Below are 19,167 nucleotides of genomic sequence, written 5' to 3' on the forward strand. Positions count from 1 at the left end.
GGCGTGGGCCGAGCGGCATGGATGCCGCGAGAGCCGCCCCCCGCCATGGATGGCGGATGGCGGCGGGCCCACGGAGCGGGACCGGAGTGAAGGAACCCTGACGAAGGAAGGGCCAAACCGAGAGCAAGCACCCTTGGTTACTTGGGGTGCCTTTCCAAGTAACTCGCCGAAGGCGAAACCGAGGCCGTTAGGCCGACGCCCTTGATCTTGATCTTAACCCCGTACAAAACCGCATACCCGGCACCTCGATGAAGCGATGAGCCAACATCGAAACCACCACAACCGCCACCACCACCAGCAACATCAACAGGTTATCGTTCAGCGCACTGCCCGTACTCAGATACCGCACCAGCGACCCCGGAATCTCCCCCGGTTTGTCCACCAACAGCGGATAACCGCCGAACTTCGCCGCCACCGTCAATCCCGTCGCGGCGACGAAAATCACCGCCGCATGGGTCAGGTAAATCGACAGCCACAACCGGCCCAGCGCCGGAAACACCCGCACCTGCAACAGCCGCGACACCACACCGCCCTCCCAGGCGAACACCAGAATCGCCAGGCAAAACAGCAGCGCCAGCTCAATCGTCATCGGGGCTTGGCCGTCCACCATCAGCCAGCCGATAGTCGCCAAAACCCCCACCTCAAGCACACTGCCCAGCACCACCCCCGGCGCGAAATTCCGCAGCCTCGCGTACAGCCGATACGTCACCGTGCCCGCATAGAAACAGGCCGCGCCCCACAACACATAGCGCGTCAGCAGGTCGGAATCCGCGAACAACCCGACAAACGCCAACCCCCCCAGCAGCGTGAAAATCGCCCGCGCCATCCCCGGCAGCGCGTAGCAGACCAGCCCGAAGATCAGCCACAGGTAAAACGCGACGCTGACCCACCACGACGGATAGTTGAACGACAGCGCATTAAAGCCCGGCCACCAGGCTTGAATCAGCAAAAGGTTTGGAAGGATTTCCCCAGGCGCGCGGTCACCGCTGAACGCCGGGAAATTCAACAGCAGCCCATAGCGCTCCAGCACCAGTTTCAAACACTCGAAACCGATGAAGAACACCAGCACCGCGATATGCAGCGGCATGACCCGGCCGGCGCGGGCAATCATGAAGTCGCCCAACTGCCGCGGGGTGTTCAGCGTGCCGACGTAGCGCCGGTAAATCACAAACCCGCTCAGGGCGAAGAACAGGCCGGCGAACTGACTGGCGTTACGGAAAAACGACAACTCCGTGATGCTTCGCTCGATGTGCGAGTGATGAACAATCAGCGTCAGGGCGCAGAGACCGCGCAGGCTGTCGAGCACGAGGAATCGCTTCATCTTGAGGGTCCTTGTTTCAGATGAGTTAAGCGCGCGGGCACGCGAACAGGCGCCGACAGGCGTGCAGGGCAGAGAACGTAAGGCTGGGCGAGCAAGAAAGTTACCACCTTCGGCGCTGGGGCTGATGAGTGGCGCAAGCAGTGTGAAAAACAGAAGGTGGCGCACCGCAGGCTGGAGGCAGAAGCTAACACTGGGTTCGTGAAAGTTTTGCCAGCGGGCAGCAGTATGCCCGAACCGCAAACTCCTTCGGAACAGGCATTCATCAAGATCTGACCACCCAAGAAGGGCGAATCCCTATATATGGGATCGAACGTTATATATTGAGATTTTCGGCGCAACCGGTTTATAGTCCGCTCCGCATTCACTCATTAATAACAATCAGGTGAAGCCATGCAGGCGCAATTGATCGCGCTCGATTGGGGGACGACCTCCCTTCGCGCGTATCGACTCGGCGAACACGGCCGGGTACTGGAACAACGTTCGCTCAGCGCGGGCATCATGCAGTTGCCATCGACGCCTCGCTTGATCGGCGGGCAGCAGGTTTCCGACGGATTCGAACTCGCTTTCGACGAAGCCTGCGGCGACTGGCTCGACGCCGAACCGACGCTGCCGGTGATCGCCTGCGGGATGGTCGGCAGTGCTCAGGGCTGGCGCGAGGCGGTCTATCAGCAGACGCCCGCCAGCGTCGCAGCGCTTAGCTCTGCGTTGGTCACGGTGCGCAGCGTGCGCGGCGTCGACGTTCACATCATTCCCGGCATTCTGCAGCGCTCCGAGCTGCCCAACGTGATGCGCGGCGAAGAGACCCAAGTCCTGGGCATTCTTGACTCGCTGCCCGCCAGTGAAACCGCAAAGGCCCTGTTGATCGGCCTGCCCGGCAGCCACTCGAAGTGGGTGAGGGCGGTGGACGGCCGGATCGAGCATTTCGACACCTTCATGACCGGCGAGGTCTACGCCGCGCTGTCCAGCCACACCATTCTCGGTCGCACGATGCAGCGCAGCGATACCTTCGACGCCGAAGCGTTTGACCGAGGCGTGGCGGTGTCGCGGTCGGCCAATGGCGCGGCGGGTCCGCTGTCGACTATCTTCAGTTGCCGCACCCTCGGCTTGACCGGCGTGCTGTCCGGCACCGCTCAATCCGATTACCTCTCGGGCCTGTTAATCGGTCACGAAATCGTCGCGCTGGCGCAGCTGCTGCGTCAGACCGACGCGCACTTGCCCGCCGTGATCCTGATCGGCAGCGACGCCCTGATCGCACGCTACCAGCGCGCCCTTGATGCCAATGGTTTCGCCCAAGTGACCCTGGCCGAGCAGGCCACCGAGCGTGGCCTCTGGCAGGTGGCGGTGCAGGCCGGTCTGATTCAATCCTCCTCTTCGGCCGCTGCCCGGCCCCTTCATGTAGAGAACTGACATGCTCAAGCAAGCCCTCGTGCAAAACGGTCTGGTCGCAATTCTGCGCGGCCTGCGCCCCGAAGAAGCGCCGGCCATCGGTGATGTCCTGTACACCGCCGGTTTCCGCGTCATCGAAGTGCCGCTCAATTCCCCGCAGCCGTACGACAGCATCCGCCTGCTGCGTCAGAGCCTACCCGCCGATTGCCTGATCGGGGCGGGCACGGTGCTGACGCCGGAGCAAGTGCGCCAGGTCAAGGAAGCCGGCGGCCAGGTCATCGTCATGCCCCACAGCGACCCGAAGGTGCTGCGCGCGGCGAAGGCCGAAGGCCTGTTTCTGTCCCCGGGCGTGGCGACACCGACCGAAGCCTTCGCCGCGCTGGCCGAAGGCGCCGACGTGCTGAAGATGTTCCCTGCCGAGCAAATGGGCCCGGCGGTGGTCAAGGCCTGGCTGGCGGTGTTGCCGGCCGGCACGGCGCTGATTCCGGTCGGTGGCATCACCCCGGACAACATGAAAGTGTTCCTCGATGCCGGTGTTTCCGGTTTCGGCCTGGGTTCGGGGCTGTTCAAGCCGGGCATGAGCGCCGAGGACGTTGCCAAGAGCGCCAAGGCCTACGTGGACGCCTGGAACCAGCACAAGCCAGCAAATAACCAGTGACCCACCCGCTCGTTGCGCCATCGAGCATGTGTTTTTGAATAAGAGAGACAAGACATGAAAATCACCAAACTCACGACGTACATCGTTCCGCCGCGCTGGTGCTTCCTGAAAGTCGAAACCGACCAGGGCGTCACCGGTTGGGGGGAGCCTGTGGTCGAGGGCCGCGCCCACACCGTGGCTGCAGCGGTTGAGGAACTGTCCGACTATTTGATCGGCAAAGACCCCCGCAACATCGAAGACATCTGGACCGTGCTGTATCGCGGCGGCTTCTACCGGGGCGGCGCCATCCACATGAGCGCGCTGGCGGGCATCGATCAGGCGCTGTGGGACATCAAGGGCAAGGCGCTGGGCGTGTCGGTCAGCGACCTGCTTGGCGGCCAGGTGCGCGACAAGATTCGGGTGTACTCGTGGATCGGCGGCGACCGTCCGGCGGACACCGCGCGTGCGGCAAAAGAAGCGGTGGAGCGTGGCTTCACTGCGGTGAAAATGAACGGCACCGAGGAGCTGCAGTTCCTCGACACCTTCGACAAGGTTGATCTGGCCCTGGCCAACGTCGCCGCCGTGCGCGATGCAGTGGGCCCCAATGTCGGCATCGGCGTCGACTTCCACGGTCGTGTGCACAAGCCGATGGCCAAGGTGCTGATGAAAGAGCTGGACCCGTACAAGCTGATGTTCATCGAAGAGCCGGTGCTCAGCGAGAACTACGAAGCGCTGAAGGAACTGGCGCCGTTGACCAGCACGCCGATTGCCCTGGGCGAGCGTTTGTTCTCCCGCTGGGATTTCAAGCGCGTGTTAAGCGAAGGCTATGTCGACATCATCCAGCCGGATGCTTCCCACGCGGGCGGCATCACCGAAACCCGCAAGATCGCCAACATGGCCGAAGCCTATGACGTGGCGCTGGCGCTGCATTGCCCCCTGGGCCCGATCGCGCTGGCCGCGTGCCTGCAACTGGACGCCGTTTGCTACAACGCGTTCATTCAGGAGCAGAGCCTGGGCATTCACTACAACGAAAGCAACGACCTGCTCGACTACATCAAGAACCCGGAAGTCTTCGACTACGACAAGGGCATGGTGAAGATCCCGAACGGGCCGGGCCTGGGCATTGAGATCAACGAAGAGTACGTCAAGGAACGCGCCGCCATCGGCCACCGCTGGCGCAACCCGATCTGGCGCCATGCCGACGGCAGCTTTGCCGAGTGGTGATTGCTCCCCGGGCTTGAGCCCGACTGATCGTTCCCACGCTCCGCGTGGGAATGCATCCCCCGACGCTCGGCGTCGACTGCCGGACGCAGAGCGTCCAGAGCAGTGTTACCACGCAGAGCGTGGGAACAATTAATTTATGACACTCCAGACCTCAGATAACCATAAAAAGAGGCACTTCCCTTGCGCACACAGACCGCAACCCAGGCGCGGGCGACCACCGCCACGCCGACCCGCAAACGCTTTTTCATCATGGTGCTGCTGTTCATCACCGTGGTGATCAACTACCTCGACCGCAGCAACCTGTCCATCGCCGCGCCCGCACTGACCAGCGAGCTGGGCATCGATCCGGTGCACGTCGGCCTGATCTTCTCCGCGTTCGGCTGGACCTACGCCGCCATGCAACTGCCCGGCGGCTGGCTGGTGGATCGCGTTCCGCCGCGCATCCTTTACACCGTCGCGCTGGCGCTGTGGTCCATCGCGACCATCTTCCTCGGCTTCGTCGGCAGCTTCATCGGCTTGTTCGTCCTGCGCATGGCCGTCGGCGCGCTGGAGGCCCCGGCGTATCCGATCAACAGCCGAGTCGTCACCGCCTGGTTCCCGGAGAAAGAACGCGCCACCGCCGTAGGCTTTTACACCTCCGGCCAATTCGTCGGCCTGGCATTCCTCACCCCTGTGCTCGCGTGGCTGCAGACCCGCTACGGCTGGCACATGGTGTTCGTGGCCACCGGTGGCGTCGGCGTGCTCTGGGCGGCCATCTGGTACATGGTCTATCGCGAACCGCGTGACTTCAAAGGCATCAACCAGGGTGAGATCGACCTGATCAAGGACGGCGGCGGTCTGGTCGACATGCAGACCGATGCCTCGAAACGCAAAAGCGGTTTTAGCTGGCAGGACCTCGGCATCGTGCTGACCAAGCGCAAGCTGTGGGGCATCTACCTGGGTCAGTTCTGCCTGAACTCGACGCTGTGGTTCTTCCTCACCTGGTTCCCGACCTACCTGGTCAAATACCGCGGCATGGACTTCATCAAGTCCGGCCTGCTGGCCTCGCTGCCGTTTCTCGCAGCGTTCGTCGGCGTGCTCTGCTCAGGGTTCTTCTCCGACTGGCTGATCCGTCGCGGCTACACCGTCGGCTTCGCGCGCAAGACGCCGATCATCGCCGGCCTGTTGATCTCCACGTCGATCATCGGCGCCAACTACGTCGACTCGACCCCATTGGTGATCGCCTTCCTCGCCCTGGCGTTTTTCGGCAACGGCCTGGCGTCGATCACTTGGTCGCTGGTCTCGACCCTCGCCCCGGCGCGGCTGTTGGGGCTGACCGGCGGAACGTTCAACCTGATCGGCAACCTGGCGGCGATCGCCACGCCAATCGTGATCGGTTTCCTGGCGTCGGGTGATTCCTTTGCGCCGGCGATCACCTACATCGCCGTTCTCGCGTTGCTCGGGGCGTTGTCCTACATCCTGTTGGTGGGCAAGGTGGAACGCATCGAGTTGTGATGGCCGTGTCGATACGGAATGAGGGACGTCAATCACTTGCGCCGTGACCAACGTTTCCTTGAGAGAGGCGTGGAAGCCGGCTATGCCTTGGCATGACCGGGCTTGAGAGGTTGTCTGCATCAACGAGAGCGACCTTTCGAGCCGGTGCTCAGGCGCCCCATTGGATAGCTGCTGAACCGTTTGGAGGGACAAAATCGACCCTCCAAACGGTTTTTATTATCGGGCGGGAGCACCCAAGCTGGCGCGGGCTTTCAGGCAGCGCTTGAGGTTAGAACGCCCAATTCAGTGACAGCCCTACACCGTGGGTTTTATCCCGGGCGCCCAGCAGGCCGTTGTAATCCAGGTTGATCCGCGCATCCCGGTTCAAGGCAAGGCTGGCGCGGGCGCCTACGACGGCCGCGTCCCGGTCCATGGACACGCTTTGCACGGCAAAGGTATTCACCCCGCTGGCAAAGGCCAGGTGCTGCTCGGCCGAGGTATCGCTCAGGTTATGCTGCCAGCCCAAGGTACCTGAGACGTCCAGCTTCTGAGTATCGGTGAGGTTGAACCGGCTACCGGCACGCATGCCCAGTGTGGATAGCACGGTGTCGCGGGTGTCGTCATTACCCTTGAGCGCCGTGGCGCCTCCCTTCTCCGTAAAGCTGTCGCTGTCGAAATGCACATAGGCCAGGTTGGCGAAGGGCTCCAGCGCCAGAGGCTGCAGGTTCAGGCGATAGGCCGCTTCGGTGAACACCTGAGTCGATTGCGCGTCGCGCTTGACCTTCAGGCGGTCGGTCGAGGTGCCCAGTTGCAGGTCTCGCTTGACGTCGATGCGGTGCCAGCTATGGGACGCACCCGCGGTCAGGCGCAACGGCCCTTCCTCGTGGCCCATGTAGGCACCGAGGTGGTAGCTATTGGCCGAGGCGCGGGAATGGGTGTCGTCACCCATGCCTAACGAGGTGTCGCTGTAACCGACCATGGCGCCCAACCGGGTGTGCTCAGCCACCAGGCCGTCCACACCGGCGAGCAGGCCGCCCAGGGATGAGGTTGAGCTGGCGCTGTCGCTGCTGCCGGCGTTTTTGCCCCAGGCGCCCAGGCCTTTCACCCACAGGTTGTTGTCTTCAACACCCGCCGTAGGCTGGTCATACAGCCCGTCGACGCGCAGGCGATCACCGACGGCATCGCGGACCTGGCGGCTGTCGTTGATCAACTGAGTGGCGATGGCCGGATGCACTTCGCCTGACAACTGGGTGTAGGCACGCCGAGCGGTAGCCGCATCGGGGCTCAACAGCAGCTCTTCGTACACCGCATTACCGGCCCCTAATTGCTCGGCGGCAGCCGCTACGTTGGCCTGGTTAGCGGTGTGCGCGGCGCTGGCGAAGCTGTCCGCGTTGCGCTCCAGGGCCAAGGCAACGCCCGTGCCGCTGTAGGCCAGGTTGCCATCCAGAAAGGCGTAGTTATCCAGCACCGACCCGAACTGGCCCTGCACGCCGCCAGCCGCTTGCAGCACGTTGAACTGCCGGCCGATCAGGCTGTTGACCTCGCCTGTGCTGAAGCCGGCGCCGTTTTCCAGCGAGAGGGCCATGGTCGCACCGCTCACCGTCGCCTGCCCGCCGGCGATGATGCGGTCGCTGCCAGTGGGCGAAAACTCCACCGCATACACAGCGCCGGGCGCCAGGTTAAGGTCCCCCGCCACCTGCAAGGTGCCCACGGAATTGCCCGGCGCTACCGTACCGCCGCGGTTGGCGGCAAGTGACGCGATCCGGCCGTTGCCGCCCAGTATGCCGGTGTCGTTGACGGTCACGGCCGAGGCCAGCGAACCATTGATCGCCAGGCGCCCCTCATTGACCAGGGTTGGGCCGCTGTAGGTGTTGGCGCCGGTCAGCACCAAGGTGCCGATACCTGTCTTGGTCAACCCGCCATGCCCGGCTATGTCATTGCTCCACGTGTCCCGCCCGCATTGCGGCCCGCTGCAGAGGCGCTGGGTCGGTTTACCGGCATCGACCACCGCGCCTACCCCCGGCAGGTTGGCCACGAACTGGCTGTCGCCATAGGCGCCACTGATACGAAACTCAGCGGGAATATCCGCCTCGGTGACGAACATGCTCGGGCCGTTGACGGCCTTGCCCAGGTTGATCATGCCCCAGCCATAGAGCGCGTCCACGCCAGGCGCGCCGAGGTCGGTGGCGGTGGTTTTCAACACGTCGGCCACCTGGGCGCCGGTCATGTAGGGGAAGCGCTCCATCAGTACCGCCATGCTGCCCGCCACATGGGGCGCGGCCATGGAGGTACCGTTTTTGTTGGCCCAGCCCACGGTCAGGTCTTGCAAGCTGGTGCCGTTAAGCACGGAGCTGTAGATGCGCGTACCTGGCGCCGACACGCAGAAGCTGGCTGTGTAGCCGCAGCGAGAGGAAAAGGTGCTCAGAAGGTAAGGCGTGGCGCCGGCGGCCGTGGCGTTCGGGTTTTGCTGCAGGGCAGCAACCGTCAGCCAGTTGGGCGCGATCTCTGGCACGAAATACCCGAGCCCGGCCATGGCGTCCGGGTTGTTCAGGTTGTAGTCGTTGCCGGCGGCGAAAATGGTGACCACGCCGCTGCGCGCGGCATCGATGGCGCCCTGGTAAGCGCCCCCTGGGCGAGTGCCGAGGATCTGTTGGATCTGATTGAACTGCAGCTGCGCATCCTGCACGGTAAAGTGCGCAAAGGCCGGATCGCGACCGCCTTGGTCAAAGCGGTCGGTAACGCCAATGCCCCAGCTGTTATTGATGATGCGCGCGCCACTGCTGACCAATGCATTCCAGCCCGCCTGGTAAACCGCGCCGTCGTTGCCCAGCACAATGCCGTCTTCCGGGCCAGGGTCGCCGTTGTCGGCGCTGATGATCTGGGCGTTGAACGCCACGCCGTGCATGGGCCCGCCGTCACGGTTGCCGCCCGCGATGCCGCCTACGTGGGTGCCATGGTTACCCAGCCGGCCGTTGGAGTCAGGGGTAGGGGTGCCATCGTAACGAAAGGCGTCGCCGGCCTTTACCGGGATATAGGGGTCGGTGTACTCGCGAATGCCACTGGTGACCAGGTTGATCACTTTATCCGGGCTGGCGAATTCCGGGTGCGGTGCGTACACCGGCTGATCGAAAATCCCCAGCTTCACGCCCTTCCCGGTGTAGCCGGCGGCGTAGGCCTGGTCGGCGTTGATCGCGCCCAGCCCCCATTGGGCCGTGAACTCCGGGCTGCGCCAACTGGCGACATTCCCGGCCTGGCCGGCTTCTACGTAAGGCGCAGCCTGGGCTGCACCGAGGGTGGCCAGGTAGCAGGCCAGAGCGCCGCAAGAAACGCGATTGGCTTGCCGAATAGCGTGCCGAATGGAGCTGACAGCAAGCTGTCGAGTGGTGGATGGCTTTTTCATAAATACAACTGTCCTTAGTTAGCGCACACAAAACCCCGCGCGAATGCCGTCTTGGTATCCGCGTCGTTCTTTTTCCAACAATGGGTAGGTTGAAACATTCAGCTTCAGGAAAGCGGCGGGCGAAGGCCTGGCTCGCCCTGCCGCTTTGCGTTTAGAACTGCCAGTTAAGGCTCAAGCCAATGCCGTGGCTTTTTTCACGGCTGGCCAGTTGGCCGTTGTAGTCCAGGCTAACGCTGGCCTCACGGCTCAGCGCCATGCGGGCATGGGCACCCACCAGGGCCGCATCACGCACCAAGGGCGAGCTTTCGATACCAAAGCGACTGCCACCTGCCGCAAAGGCCATGTGCTGCTCTGAATCGGTATCGCTCAGGTTGTGCTGCCAGCCCAGGCTGCCGGACAGGTCGAGCTTCTGATGATCATTGATTGCGACGGTTTTAAGCGCCCGTACGCCCAGCGTACCGAGCACGGCTTCACGGGTGTCGCTGCCGGAGGCAAGCGCTGCGGTATCTCCCTTCTCGCTGAAGCTATCCGTGCCAAGGTGTACATAGGCCAGGTTGGCGAAGGGCTCAAGCACTGCGGGCTGCAACTGAATACGGTATGCCGCTTCGGTGAACACCTGTGCGGTTTGCGCATCGTGATTGGTTTTCTCCCGCCCGCTGGCGTCGCCGACCTGTACATCGCGCTTGCCATCGATCCGGTGCCAGCTGTAGGCACCGCCGAGGGTCAAGCGCCAGGCGCCGATCTCATGACCCAGGTAGGCGCCCAGATGGTAGCTGTCTACCGATGCACGGGAATGGGTGCCCGAGCCCATGTTGACCGAGCTGTCGCTGTAGCCGCCTACCAGGCCAAGGCGGGTGTCGTCACCTACGTCGCCGTCGACACCCGCCAGCACGCCGCTAATCGATGAGGTATAGCCAGCCGTATCGCTACGGGAATCCGTTTTGCCCCACGCGCCCAAGGCCTTGAACCACACATTGTCTTGCGCTGCCGTATTGGCATCGGCACCGAACACGCTGGCGCCCAGGCGCTCGCCAACGGCATCACGCACGTAGCGGCTGTCGTTGATCAACTGGGTAGCGACTGCCGGGTAGATCTCGCCCGACAGCTGCTGGAAGCTCTCCCGGGCCGAGGCGGCGCTTGGCGCGAGCAGCAGGTTTTCATACACCGCGTTGCCCGCCCCCAATTGCTCGGCGGCCGAGGCCACAGCTGCCTGGTTAGGGGTTTGCGCCACGCTGTCGAAAGCCGCCGTGCGCTCGATATTCAGTGCAACGCCGTTAGCGGCGTAGTCCAGCCGGCCGCCGAGGAAAGCGTAGTTGGAGGTGACCGCAGCGAACTGCCCGTTCACACCGTTGGCGGCTTGCAACACGTTGTACTGGCGGCCAACCAGGGTTTGGCCAGGCGTGGCATTCAAGGCCAGCGGCGTTGGGTCCAGGGCCAGGGTCATGTTGGCCCCCGACACCGTGGCACTGCCGGTGGCCACAATGCGGTCACTGGCCGTTGGCGAAAGCTCTACCGCGTAGGTTGAGCCCGGCGCGAAGGTTACGTCACCGTTCACCTGCAGGGTGCCGATGGAGTTCCCCGGCGCCACCTGCCCGCCGCTCAACGCGGTGAGGTTACCGACCTGGCCATTGCCGCCCAAGGTGCCCCCCGCATTGACCTGCACAGCGGACGCCAGAGAGCCATTGACCGACAGCACACCGCCGTTGACCTGGGTATCGCCGCGATAGGTATTGTTGCCTTCAAGAATCAACCGGCCCGCGCCGGACTTGATCAGGCTGCCTTGGTACTGGCGCTGAGCCGCTGCCGCAGCACGGGCGGTGCCCACGGCGTAGTCGGTCTGGTCCTGTTGGCTGGCGGTGCTGGCCACGCCGTTCTGCCAACCTCTGCTCACCAGGGTTTGCTGCCAGGCGGCCTGTTCAGCAGTGTCCTCGGCCCGACGCTGGATCAACGCCTGATCAGAAATATCGTTGCTCCAGGCATCGGTTTGGCCGGCACCCAGGGTGGCATTGAAGGTGCCCAGCAACTGGCCCGGGCCGCGCATGGCCCGTTCCAGGTTGACTACACCCCAGCCCACAGCGCCATTGGGCGCCTGGGTGACCGAACCATCGAGCTGGGTCGCGGTGGTGAGCAGCACCTGCAAGGCCTGCTCGTTGTTCATGTAAGGGTAGCGCTCCATCACCAGCGCCAATGCGCCCGTGGCATGGGGCGCGGCCATGGAAGTACCGGACTTGAGCGCATAGCCGCCGCCAGGCACGGTGCTGTTGATCAGCCTCCCGGGCGTGGTGATGCACCAATATTTGGCAATGCCGCACTGGTTGTAGCGCTGGGCATTGGCGCTATCCAGGCCAGACACCGCCAGCCAGTGGCCTTCCAGGTCCGGCTCGAAATACGGCAGCGCAGACCGCACACTGGCGTTGGCATAGCCAGTATTGCCAGCACTGAAGACGTTGATCACGCCCTTGCGCGAGACGTTAGCCGCTTCATCCAGCCAGGTGCCCCGGTTGTAATGCTGGGCATAGGCAGCCTGTACGCCGTTCAACGTCGCGTAGGTCACATCCGGCGGCTGGCTACCCCAACTGTTGTTAATCGCCCGCACACCGGCATCGGCCAGCGCGCCATAGGCCGCCTTGAAGTACTGCGGATCCGGGCTCGGGCCAAACAGGAAGCTATCGCTCTGGTTGGTGTTGGCCACATAGATTTGCGCGTTGTACGCCACGCCATGCATGCCGACGCCATCACGGGCCGCGCCCATGGTCCCGGTCACGTGCGTGCCGTGGGTGTCGTTATTGGGGTTGATGGCACCCGTGATGCTAAAGGGCGAACCATCTACATAGGTGCCGCTGGCGGTTACCGCATGGTAGCGGGATGGGCTGGCTTCGGGATGAGAGGGGTCGAAACCTGAGTCCATCGCGCCGATTTTTACGCCGGCGCCGGTGATACCGGCGGCATAAGCCTGGTCAGCCTGGATACGGCCCAATCCCCAGTCGCTCTTGAATTCTTCCGAGCGCCAACTGGCCGCGTCGCCTAACTTCCCCTGTTCTGCATAGTCGGCATAAGCCGAGCAGCCAAAGGTAAAAGACAACGCGCAAAGTGCGGTAGTGGTTGCGGGTTTAACGGAATAACGGACAGCATTCGACGGCTTGAACCTTCGCATCCCTGCACACCTTTTTTATTTGTTAGCTCCCTAGTGAGCGCCGTAAGAAAATAGTCCGCTGCGCAGGGGATGGCAACTTATTTGTTTCAAATTTGATACAAAGCCTTTGGCAAGATACCACGTGGGTAATAAGGGATAAGGCGCTGTGATGAGGCATCTAGACGGAGTAGGCACAACTAAGGTGCAATCCGGGATGGTGGCATTTTAGTTTCACTGTAGAGAAAGTAACGCATCTTTAGTAGGTTCAGCGCAGGGGCTTGGCGACCTCCGCAGTCGCATGTCTACGCGGGATGACTAATACAAAGGTATTCAAGCAATAGATGGCGGGAACTTCAGCTGAGCCACTACTTAGCCACGACGCAAGGGAGACTTGTGGCTCAAGGTACTTCGGGCTTACCCCGCGCCACCTCTGTATCTACAGAAATGGTCTTTAAGTGCAAGAGTGGCAAAGATTCCGCTGGCGCAATGATCACGTTCGCGCAATTTAAAGGAGTGCTGGTCACGGCGAATGATACTTCGTATGCAACCAGCGAACACACCGCAAGCGACTGGCAAATACACCCTGGATTATCGGGGAGCGCCCCATTGTCTTGCTGACAGAGCAATCACAGGACACGCCACAATGTTTAACGAGTTGTGGCGTGCAAGGTCAGCCATCGATGATCCATCACCTGTTCCAAGTCATCAGTCCTGCCCCCGCTTGTGGTTGGGATCCTGATACTTACTCGCCGCCTGCTGTCTCTTTGAGTTTTTGTAGATCGAGAATTGTGATAGCGCTGTATCGAACAATCAATAAGCCTTGCGCCTCCCAAATTTTCAGCTGGCGGTTGATGCTCTGACGAGAAACACCAAGCTGTTGCGCAATTTTTTCCTGGCTTACTTTCAGGCAGTGGCCGCCGTCGACATCTGAACGTTTGATCAATGAAGCGAGTCGGCTAGCCAACCTCACGGGCAGGGGATCGAGGAATGCGCTTCCGGCCCAATCGAGCGCCATTCGAAATCTGCCACAGACCAGGCGAGTTATGGCCAGTAGAACATCTGGTCGATCCTGGATGATCTGCCAGAACGCGCTTGCAGGAAGAACGGAAATAGTCGCCTGGGAGGCAGCGCGGACGTCATACGCCCGCGGCAAGCCATCTAGAAGTGGTACTTCGCCAAACCAATCTCCAGACACCAATTGAGTAAGAAAGAGTTGGCGTCCACTAGCGCCCTGGCTATGGACGCCCAACGTGCCATGAAGCACGCGAAACATTCCCAATGGCTCAGAGCCCTGAGGGAACACTGCCTCAGATTTCACCAACGTCCTGACCCGCGAGGCCTTGAGCAAAATTGCGTCCACCTCCGGTGGCAGGTGGAAGGATGGAGATGTGACTTGGCCAGATAATTCCGACATTGCTAAAACCCGACAATCTTGTTTTGAAGGCTCGGATAGTATCGGAAGCATCTAGCCTGTAGAGGACAGGCATACCAGAATCAGGAACACAGAATGTACGTAGGTCACTTCGCGATCGGCCTCGCAATCAAGGCCCGCTATCCCAAGATCCCTGCGATGCCCATCCTGATGGGCGTTGGCTTCCTGGATCTGCTGGATGGCATCTTCATCATCCTCGGCTTTAACACTGTCACCCCCAACTTAAAAAGCGGGCCTTACCTGTTCTTTGATTTGACCTTTATCGATTGGGATCACTCGCTGCTTGCCGCTGTAGTCTGGTCCGTAGTGTGGGGGCTGCTTTTCGTAAAGCATCGATCCGTAGCAATCGTGGCAGCAGCGGCAGCTTTCTCTCACTTCATCGCTGATTGGCCTATGCATAACAGCGATCTGGCACTGTATCCCCATTCGGTTGAACATTACGGTTATGGTCTGTGGGGAAGACTGGGAACTGTTGCCTGGATTCTTGAAGGGGCTTTCTCTGCCGTGCTGGCGGGCTATGCATGGCAACAAAGCGCGCGACGCGGTGTGAGCTTGATGTGGCCTTGCGCAGTGCTGGTTGTCTTGTTCTTGCAGCTATCCCCAGTCGCTTCGCCTATGAGGCTTGTTGCGACTCTCGACGAACCTCTCTCGCACATACTTCACGGGGTTTTGGTCTCGTTAGGCTTTCTGGTTCCAGGGCTGTTGCTGTCATGGCTCCTGAATAGAAGTGAGCGATTGCACGAGTGAACATCAACAATCCCGTCAGACGTAAGCATGCAGCATCTGCCTTGAATGATTAAACCGGCCGTCATCTATGGGCCAGCAGCTCTCGCGTCTAGCAAAACAGCCTGTTCAGTAATCCTTCAATGTGGGTTCCTTCGTATCCAGACCGTAATTCTTCTAGCTTCAGAACCCTACGCTCTCCGCCAAGCAGGCTGAGCCCGTGGAGCTCATTCAAGAGCTTCTGAGACGCTTCGACCTCAGGCTGCAGTGCAAGCCAGGCAGTATTCGCCCGAGCCGCCAAATCTTCAGCCTTACGACTCAGGCGTTGGGATTCGATGAGCGTGCTCGCACTCAACATGCTGTTGAGTTCTGCCTGCGTGCGCTCTAGATCGTTAAGCAACTCCGTGAAAACTTCAGCTTGGTCAAGCGCCACGGAAAGACCGTCGACATAGAGGGTGTCGTCCTGCACGCAGTAAATCCCCAACGGCCCGTCACCGCCTCCGGTGCAATCCAGCGCGAGCACGTTCCCGAGGCGTAACGGCTCTGGAATCCACGTGTGACCCGTGCAAACACGCCAAACGCCGGCCACGCCTTGACGGTAATGCTTTTTGATCCGCTCTCGCCCCCAGAGGGCTATTTCTTCGACTTGCGCGTTGTCGATATCGTTGACGAACCCCTGCCAGGACAAGCCTCTCGGTACATCCCCATGTACAACGCCCACGACCCCACGGGGTGATTCGATCTCAATGAGGGTAGGGAGGGTCTCAAGCTTGACGATGATCATCTCTTTCGACTCATCGGCGACGGTTGCCCACCAACCAGCCCCATGAGAGACATAACGAGCGTCCGGGTTTTCACGGTAAGCCCGAATCAGCATCTGTTCATGGTTACCCATTACGGTGAAAAACCACGGCTCGCCCAAAAGCTTGAGCCCTTCGAGCACGCCCGGGCCGCGATCAATGAGGTCGCCGACGCCGATGACTCGGTCAGTCTGGCTGTCAAAGCCGAGTTTGCGCAGGCCTTTGTACAAGTCGGTGGTTTTGAAGTGAATGTCACCTACGACAAAGTCACGGCCATGGTGATTTTGCGAAAGTCTCAGAACTTTTTGCCTCATGCCTGCGGAATCCTTGGTCATCGAAACGGCTTAATTATCTGCCCTCAGACGCGTGCTACCAAGGTGAATCTTGGGGAGAATGCGGTGGTCTTCGAGCGTGCGTACGGCGCGTTTTCCTACATCCTGTTGGTGGGCAAGGTCGAACGCATCGAGTGGGTATGACCTGCGCCGACGCCGAGCAAATTCTGCACAGCGCTGGCAGGCTTCAAGGCTGGCGACGATAATGGCGCCGGTTTTCTGATTCGATAAGGCGCGCCATGCAAGATGCATCCGACACCGCCGTCACAGGCAAAGACCCTGCACCCACCGGCACGCAGACGCTGATTCGTGGCTTGGGCGTGATTCAGGCGGTCGCCAGCGGCGCTCGCGACCTCAAGGAAATCGCCCGGTTGATCGGCACCACCCGCAGCACCACCCACCGGCTCGCCAGTTGTCTGGTGGAGGAGCGCTACCTGCGGGTGTTGCCGCAGGTGGGGTATGTGCTCGGGCCGAGATTGATCGAGCTGGGGTTTCAGGCTCGGGAAGAAGTGCCGCTGCTGGTGCTGGCCAGACCCTTTCTCGACGAACTGTCGGCACTCACCGGGGACACCGTGCACCTGGCCATGCGCGATGGCGACGAGGTCTTGTACCTGCATAAAAATCCCGGGCGCAATGGCCCGGAGATGCGATCGCGGGTGGGCCATCGCATGCCGCTGGCGCGTACCGGCATCGGCAAGGCATTGCTGCTGGACAGCCCGGTAAGCGAATGGCGACGGCTGTACGAAATCAGTGTGCCGACCACCGGCAAGAACCCGTTGTGGCCGGCCCACGAAGAACAGACCTGGGAGCAGGTGCAGGCGCGCATGCACGAGTACGTACAGGGCGGCTATGCGTTCGATCTGGAAGACAACGAACCGTCGATCCGCTGTGTGGCGGCACCGGTGCGTGATGCCAGCAAGCAGATTGTCGCCGGCATCAGCATCGCCAGCACCGTGCCGTACATGCCGCTGGAAAAGATGGCCGACCTGGTGCCGGTGATCAAGGACGCGGCGGCACGGTTGTCGGCGGAATTGGGCGGCTAGCGTGTCGCCCCGCATTGCGCGGGGCGAACCGGGGGGTCAGGCCTTCAACGTGGCCATATCAATCACGAAACGGTACTTCACGTCACCGGCGATCATGCGGCTGTAGGCCTCGTTGATGTTCTTGATGTCGAGCATCTCGATGTCACAGGTGATGCCGTGCTCGGCGCAGAAATCCAGGACTTCCTGGGTCTCGGCGATGCCGCCAATCAGTGAGCCCGCCAGCACGCGGCGCTTCATCACCAGGTTGGCCGCATGCAGCGCCGGGTCGACGGGTTCGATCAGGCCGACGAGAATGTGCACGCCGTCAAAACTCAGGGTTTCCAGGTAGGGGTTCAAATCGTGCTGCACCGGAATGGTGTCCAGCAGGAAGTCGAAGTGACCGGCAGCGGCTTTCATCTGCTCGGCATCGGTCGAGACGATGACGTGATCGGCGCCCTGGCGACGACCTTCTTCGGCCTTGCTCGCCGAACGGGTGAACAGCGTCACTTCCGCGCCCATGGCCTTGGCGAACTTGATGCCCATGTGGCCCAGACCGCCCATGCCCAGTACGCCCACTTTGTCGCCGGCCTTGACGCCGTAATGCTTGAGTGGCGAGTAGGTGGTGATGCCGGCACACAGGATGGGCGCCGCGGCGGCCAGGTCGAGTTTCTCCGGGATACGCACGACGAAGTGCTCGCTGACCACGATGCTGTTGGAGTAGCCGCCCATGGTGTTGCTGCCGTCAACGCGGTCGGGGGTGGCGTAGGTCATGGTCGGGCCTTCGAGGCAATACTGCTCGAGGTCCTGCGCGCAGGCTTCACACTGACGGCAGGAGTCGACCATGCAACCGACGCCGACCAGATCGCCGACTTTGTGCTTGCTGACATTGGCGCCGACTTCGGTGACTTTGCCGACGATCTCGTGGCCCGGCATCAGCGGGTACACGGCGATGCCCCACTCGTTGCGCGCCTGGTGGATGTCGGAGTGGCAGACGCCGCAGTACAGAATCTCGATGGCCACGTCGTCCGGCCGCGGGCTGCGGCGGCTGAACGTCATAGGGGCGAGGGGGGCGGTGGCGGACTGGGCGGCGTAACCGATGGCTGTGTACATGAAGAACCTCGCAGAAACGATGACGGTTGAGGCGGTGCATTGTCCCCAGGCAGGGCATTGCCGGCCATGGTCATTCCTCCGCCTGTCATGCCTGATCCTCCGGATTTCACGAATCGAATAGGGCGTCACGCCGCTGATCTGCGATGATGGCGGTGTCAAATCCTCCGTACGGCTGCCCATGTCTCCTCTTTCCCATTCCGATGCCAACGCCGAGTTGGTCGCCCTCATCAAACCGCTGGCGTCGCGCCCGGGTTTCGTCGACACCCGCGTCCCGGGCGTGCAGGCGATGTCCTGGGATTACTACGTCGCCAGCAGCCCGCAGATCTATGAACCGAGTCTGGTGATCATTGCCCAGGGCAGCAAGCTCGCGCGCCTGGGCCCGCGAACGCTGGAATACGGCGCCGGTCATTATCTGGTGCAGGCGTTGTCGGTGCCGTTCATGTGCGAAACCTTCGCCACGGCCGAGGCGCCGATGTATGGCGTCGCCGTGTCAATCGATCGCGCGCTGCTGGGCGAGCTGGTGCATGCCATGGGCGAGGCGCCGAACGTCAAGGTCAAGGCGCAGACGCCGGAATCCATGACCTCCGCCGAGCTGGATGCGCCGATGCGTGAGAGTGTCGAGCGGCTATTGCGCTGCCTGCACGATCCGCTGGACGCACAAGTGATGGGCCAGGCGCGGGTCAGGGAGGTGGTGTATGCCGCGTTGCGCGGTCCCCAGGCCGGGGTGCTGCGGGCATTGGTCGAGCAGACCGGCCACTTCGCGCGCATTGCCGCGTCGCTGCAGCATCTGCGCGACCACTATGATCAGGCCTTGAGTGTCGAGGATCTGGCCCGATGCGCCAATATGAGCGCCTCGACCTTCCATGAGCATTTCAAGCGCAGCACGCTGCTGTCACCCGTCCAGTACTTGAAACGCGTGCGGCTGCTCAAGGCTCAGCAGATGCTCATCGGCGAGGGCATGGGCGTGGCGCAGGTGGCGCACAAGGTCGGGTATCAGAGCACGTCGCAATTCAGTCGCGAGTACAAACGCTACTTCGAACGCAATCCGGGGGAAGAGGGCGAGCGGCTGAAGATATCAGCGTGAGGGGTGACGCTGAACCTCAAGAGCTTCCCGGCTAAAGCCGGTCCTACGAAGGTTGCGCGGTGTCTTTGTGGGACCGGCTTCAGCCGGGAA

13 protein-coding genes are annotated in these 19,167 nt (G+C 61.7%); 7 read left to right on the forward strand and 6 right to left on the reverse strand.

The genetic code is table 11. The annotated features are described in order from the left end of the window. Positions 1 to 187: 187 nt before the first annotated feature. Entirely contained in the window at positions 188 to 1,321 is a 1,134-nt protein-coding gene (locus BBI10_RS01580; protein ID WP_065986269.1) for an acyltransferase family protein, read from the reverse strand. Positions 1,322 to 1,711: 390 nt separating this feature from the next. Between BBI10_RS01580 and BBI10_RS01585 the strand changes: the two genes are divergently transcribed. From BBI10_RS01585 to BBI10_RS01600, 4 genes are all read left to right on the forward strand, one after another. Then, positions 1,712 to 2,728 carry a 2-dehydro-3-deoxygalactonokinase gene (locus BBI10_RS01585; protein WP_065986270.1) on the forward strand — a complete coding sequence of 339 codons (1,017 nt, stop codon included), beginning with the start codon at positions 1,712 to 1,714 and terminating at the stop codon, positions 2,726 to 2,728. 1 nt (position 2,729) lies between these two features. After that, the gene (locus BBI10_RS01590) at positions 2,730 to 3,365 is read left to right on the forward strand and encodes a 2-dehydro-3-deoxy-6-phosphogalactonate aldolase (RefSeq protein WP_065986271.1); all 636 of its coding nucleotides are present in this window, start codon (positions 2,730 to 2,732) and stop codon (positions 3,363 to 3,365) included. 54 nt (positions 3,366 to 3,419) lie between these two features. Further along, the gene (gene dgoD / locus BBI10_RS01595) at positions 3,420 to 4,568 is read left to right on the forward strand and encodes a galactonate dehydratase (protein ID WP_065986272.1); all 1,149 of its coding nucleotides are present in this window, start codon (positions 3,420 to 3,422) and stop codon (positions 4,566 to 4,568) included. Positions 4,569 to 4,748: 180 nt separating this feature from the next. Next, the gene (locus BBI10_RS01600; RefSeq protein WP_065986273.1) at positions 4,749 to 6,062 is read left to right on the forward strand and encodes an MFS transporter; all 1,314 of its coding nucleotides are present in this window, start codon (positions 4,749 to 4,751) and stop codon (positions 6,060 to 6,062) included. A gap of 268 nt (positions 6,063 to 6,330) precedes the next feature. On the opposite strand, the gene BBI10_RS01605 is transcribed toward BBI10_RS01600, so the two are convergent. From BBI10_RS01605 to BBI10_RS01615, 3 genes are all read right to left on the reverse strand, one after another. Next, on the reverse strand, positions 6,331 to 9,441 hold the full coding sequence (locus BBI10_RS01605) for an autotransporter domain-containing protein (RefSeq protein ID WP_065986274.1): 3,111 nt from the start codon (positions 9,439 to 9,441) through the stop codon (positions 6,331 to 6,333). A 151-nt stretch (positions 9,442 to 9,592) separates the two neighbouring features. Continuing rightward, positions 9,593 to 12,595: an autotransporter serine protease gene (locus BBI10_RS01610; protein WP_065986275.1), complete on the reverse strand. Its 3,003-nt coding sequence runs from the start codon at positions 12,593 to 12,595 to the stop codon at positions 9,593 to 9,595. A gap of 721 nt (positions 12,596 to 13,316) precedes the next feature. Then, the gene (locus tag BBI10_RS01615) at positions 13,317 to 13,988 is read right to left on the reverse strand and encodes a Crp/Fnr family transcriptional regulator (RefSeq protein WP_167355762.1); all 672 of its coding nucleotides are present in this window, start codon (positions 13,986 to 13,988) and stop codon (positions 13,317 to 13,319) included. Between the two features lie 93 nt (positions 13,989 to 14,081). Between BBI10_RS01615 and BBI10_RS01620 the strand changes: the two genes are divergently transcribed. Further along, positions 14,082 to 14,753 (forward strand): hypothetical protein, encoded by a 672-nt coding sequence (locus BBI10_RS01620; RefSeq protein ID WP_065986277.1) that lies wholly within the window; start codon positions 14,082 to 14,084, stop codon positions 14,751 to 14,753. A gap of 88 nt (positions 14,754 to 14,841) precedes the next feature. Here the strand turns inward: BBI10_RS01620 and BBI10_RS01625 are convergent, their stop codons facing one another. Further along, positions 14,842 to 15,864, reverse strand: coding sequence for a metallophosphoesterase (locus BBI10_RS01625; RefSeq protein ID WP_244160289.1), 1,023 nt, complete (start codon positions 15,862 to 15,864; stop codon positions 14,842 to 14,844). 236 nt (positions 15,865 to 16,100) lie between these two features. On the opposite strand from BBI10_RS01625, the gene BBI10_RS01630 reads away from it, so the two are divergent. Further along, positions 16,101 to 16,904: an IclR family transcriptional regulator gene (locus BBI10_RS01630; RefSeq protein ID WP_065986279.1), complete on the forward strand. Its 804-nt coding sequence runs from the start codon at positions 16,101 to 16,103 to the stop codon at positions 16,902 to 16,904. A gap of 36 nt (positions 16,905 to 16,940) precedes the next feature. Here the strand turns inward: BBI10_RS01630 and BBI10_RS01635 are convergent, their stop codons facing one another. Beyond that, complete coding sequence (locus tag BBI10_RS01635; RefSeq protein ID WP_065986280.1) at positions 16,941 to 17,993, reverse strand: NAD(P)-dependent alcohol dehydrogenase; 1,053 nt, start codon at positions 17,991 to 17,993, stop codon at positions 16,941 to 16,943. A 178-nt stretch (positions 17,994 to 18,171) separates the two neighbouring features. On the opposite strand from BBI10_RS01635, the gene BBI10_RS01640 reads away from it, so the two are divergent. Next, positions 18,172 to 19,077 (forward strand): AraC family transcriptional regulator, encoded by a 906-nt coding sequence (locus tag BBI10_RS01640; protein WP_065986281.1) that lies wholly within the window; start codon positions 18,172 to 18,174, stop codon positions 19,075 to 19,077. Positions 19,078 to 19,167 lie beyond the last annotated feature (90 nt).

The organism is Pseudomonas graminis (genome assembly GCF_001705435.1).
GTDB lineage: Bacteria > Pseudomonadota > Gammaproteobacteria > Pseudomonadales > Pseudomonadaceae > Aquipseudomonas > Aquipseudomonas graminis_B.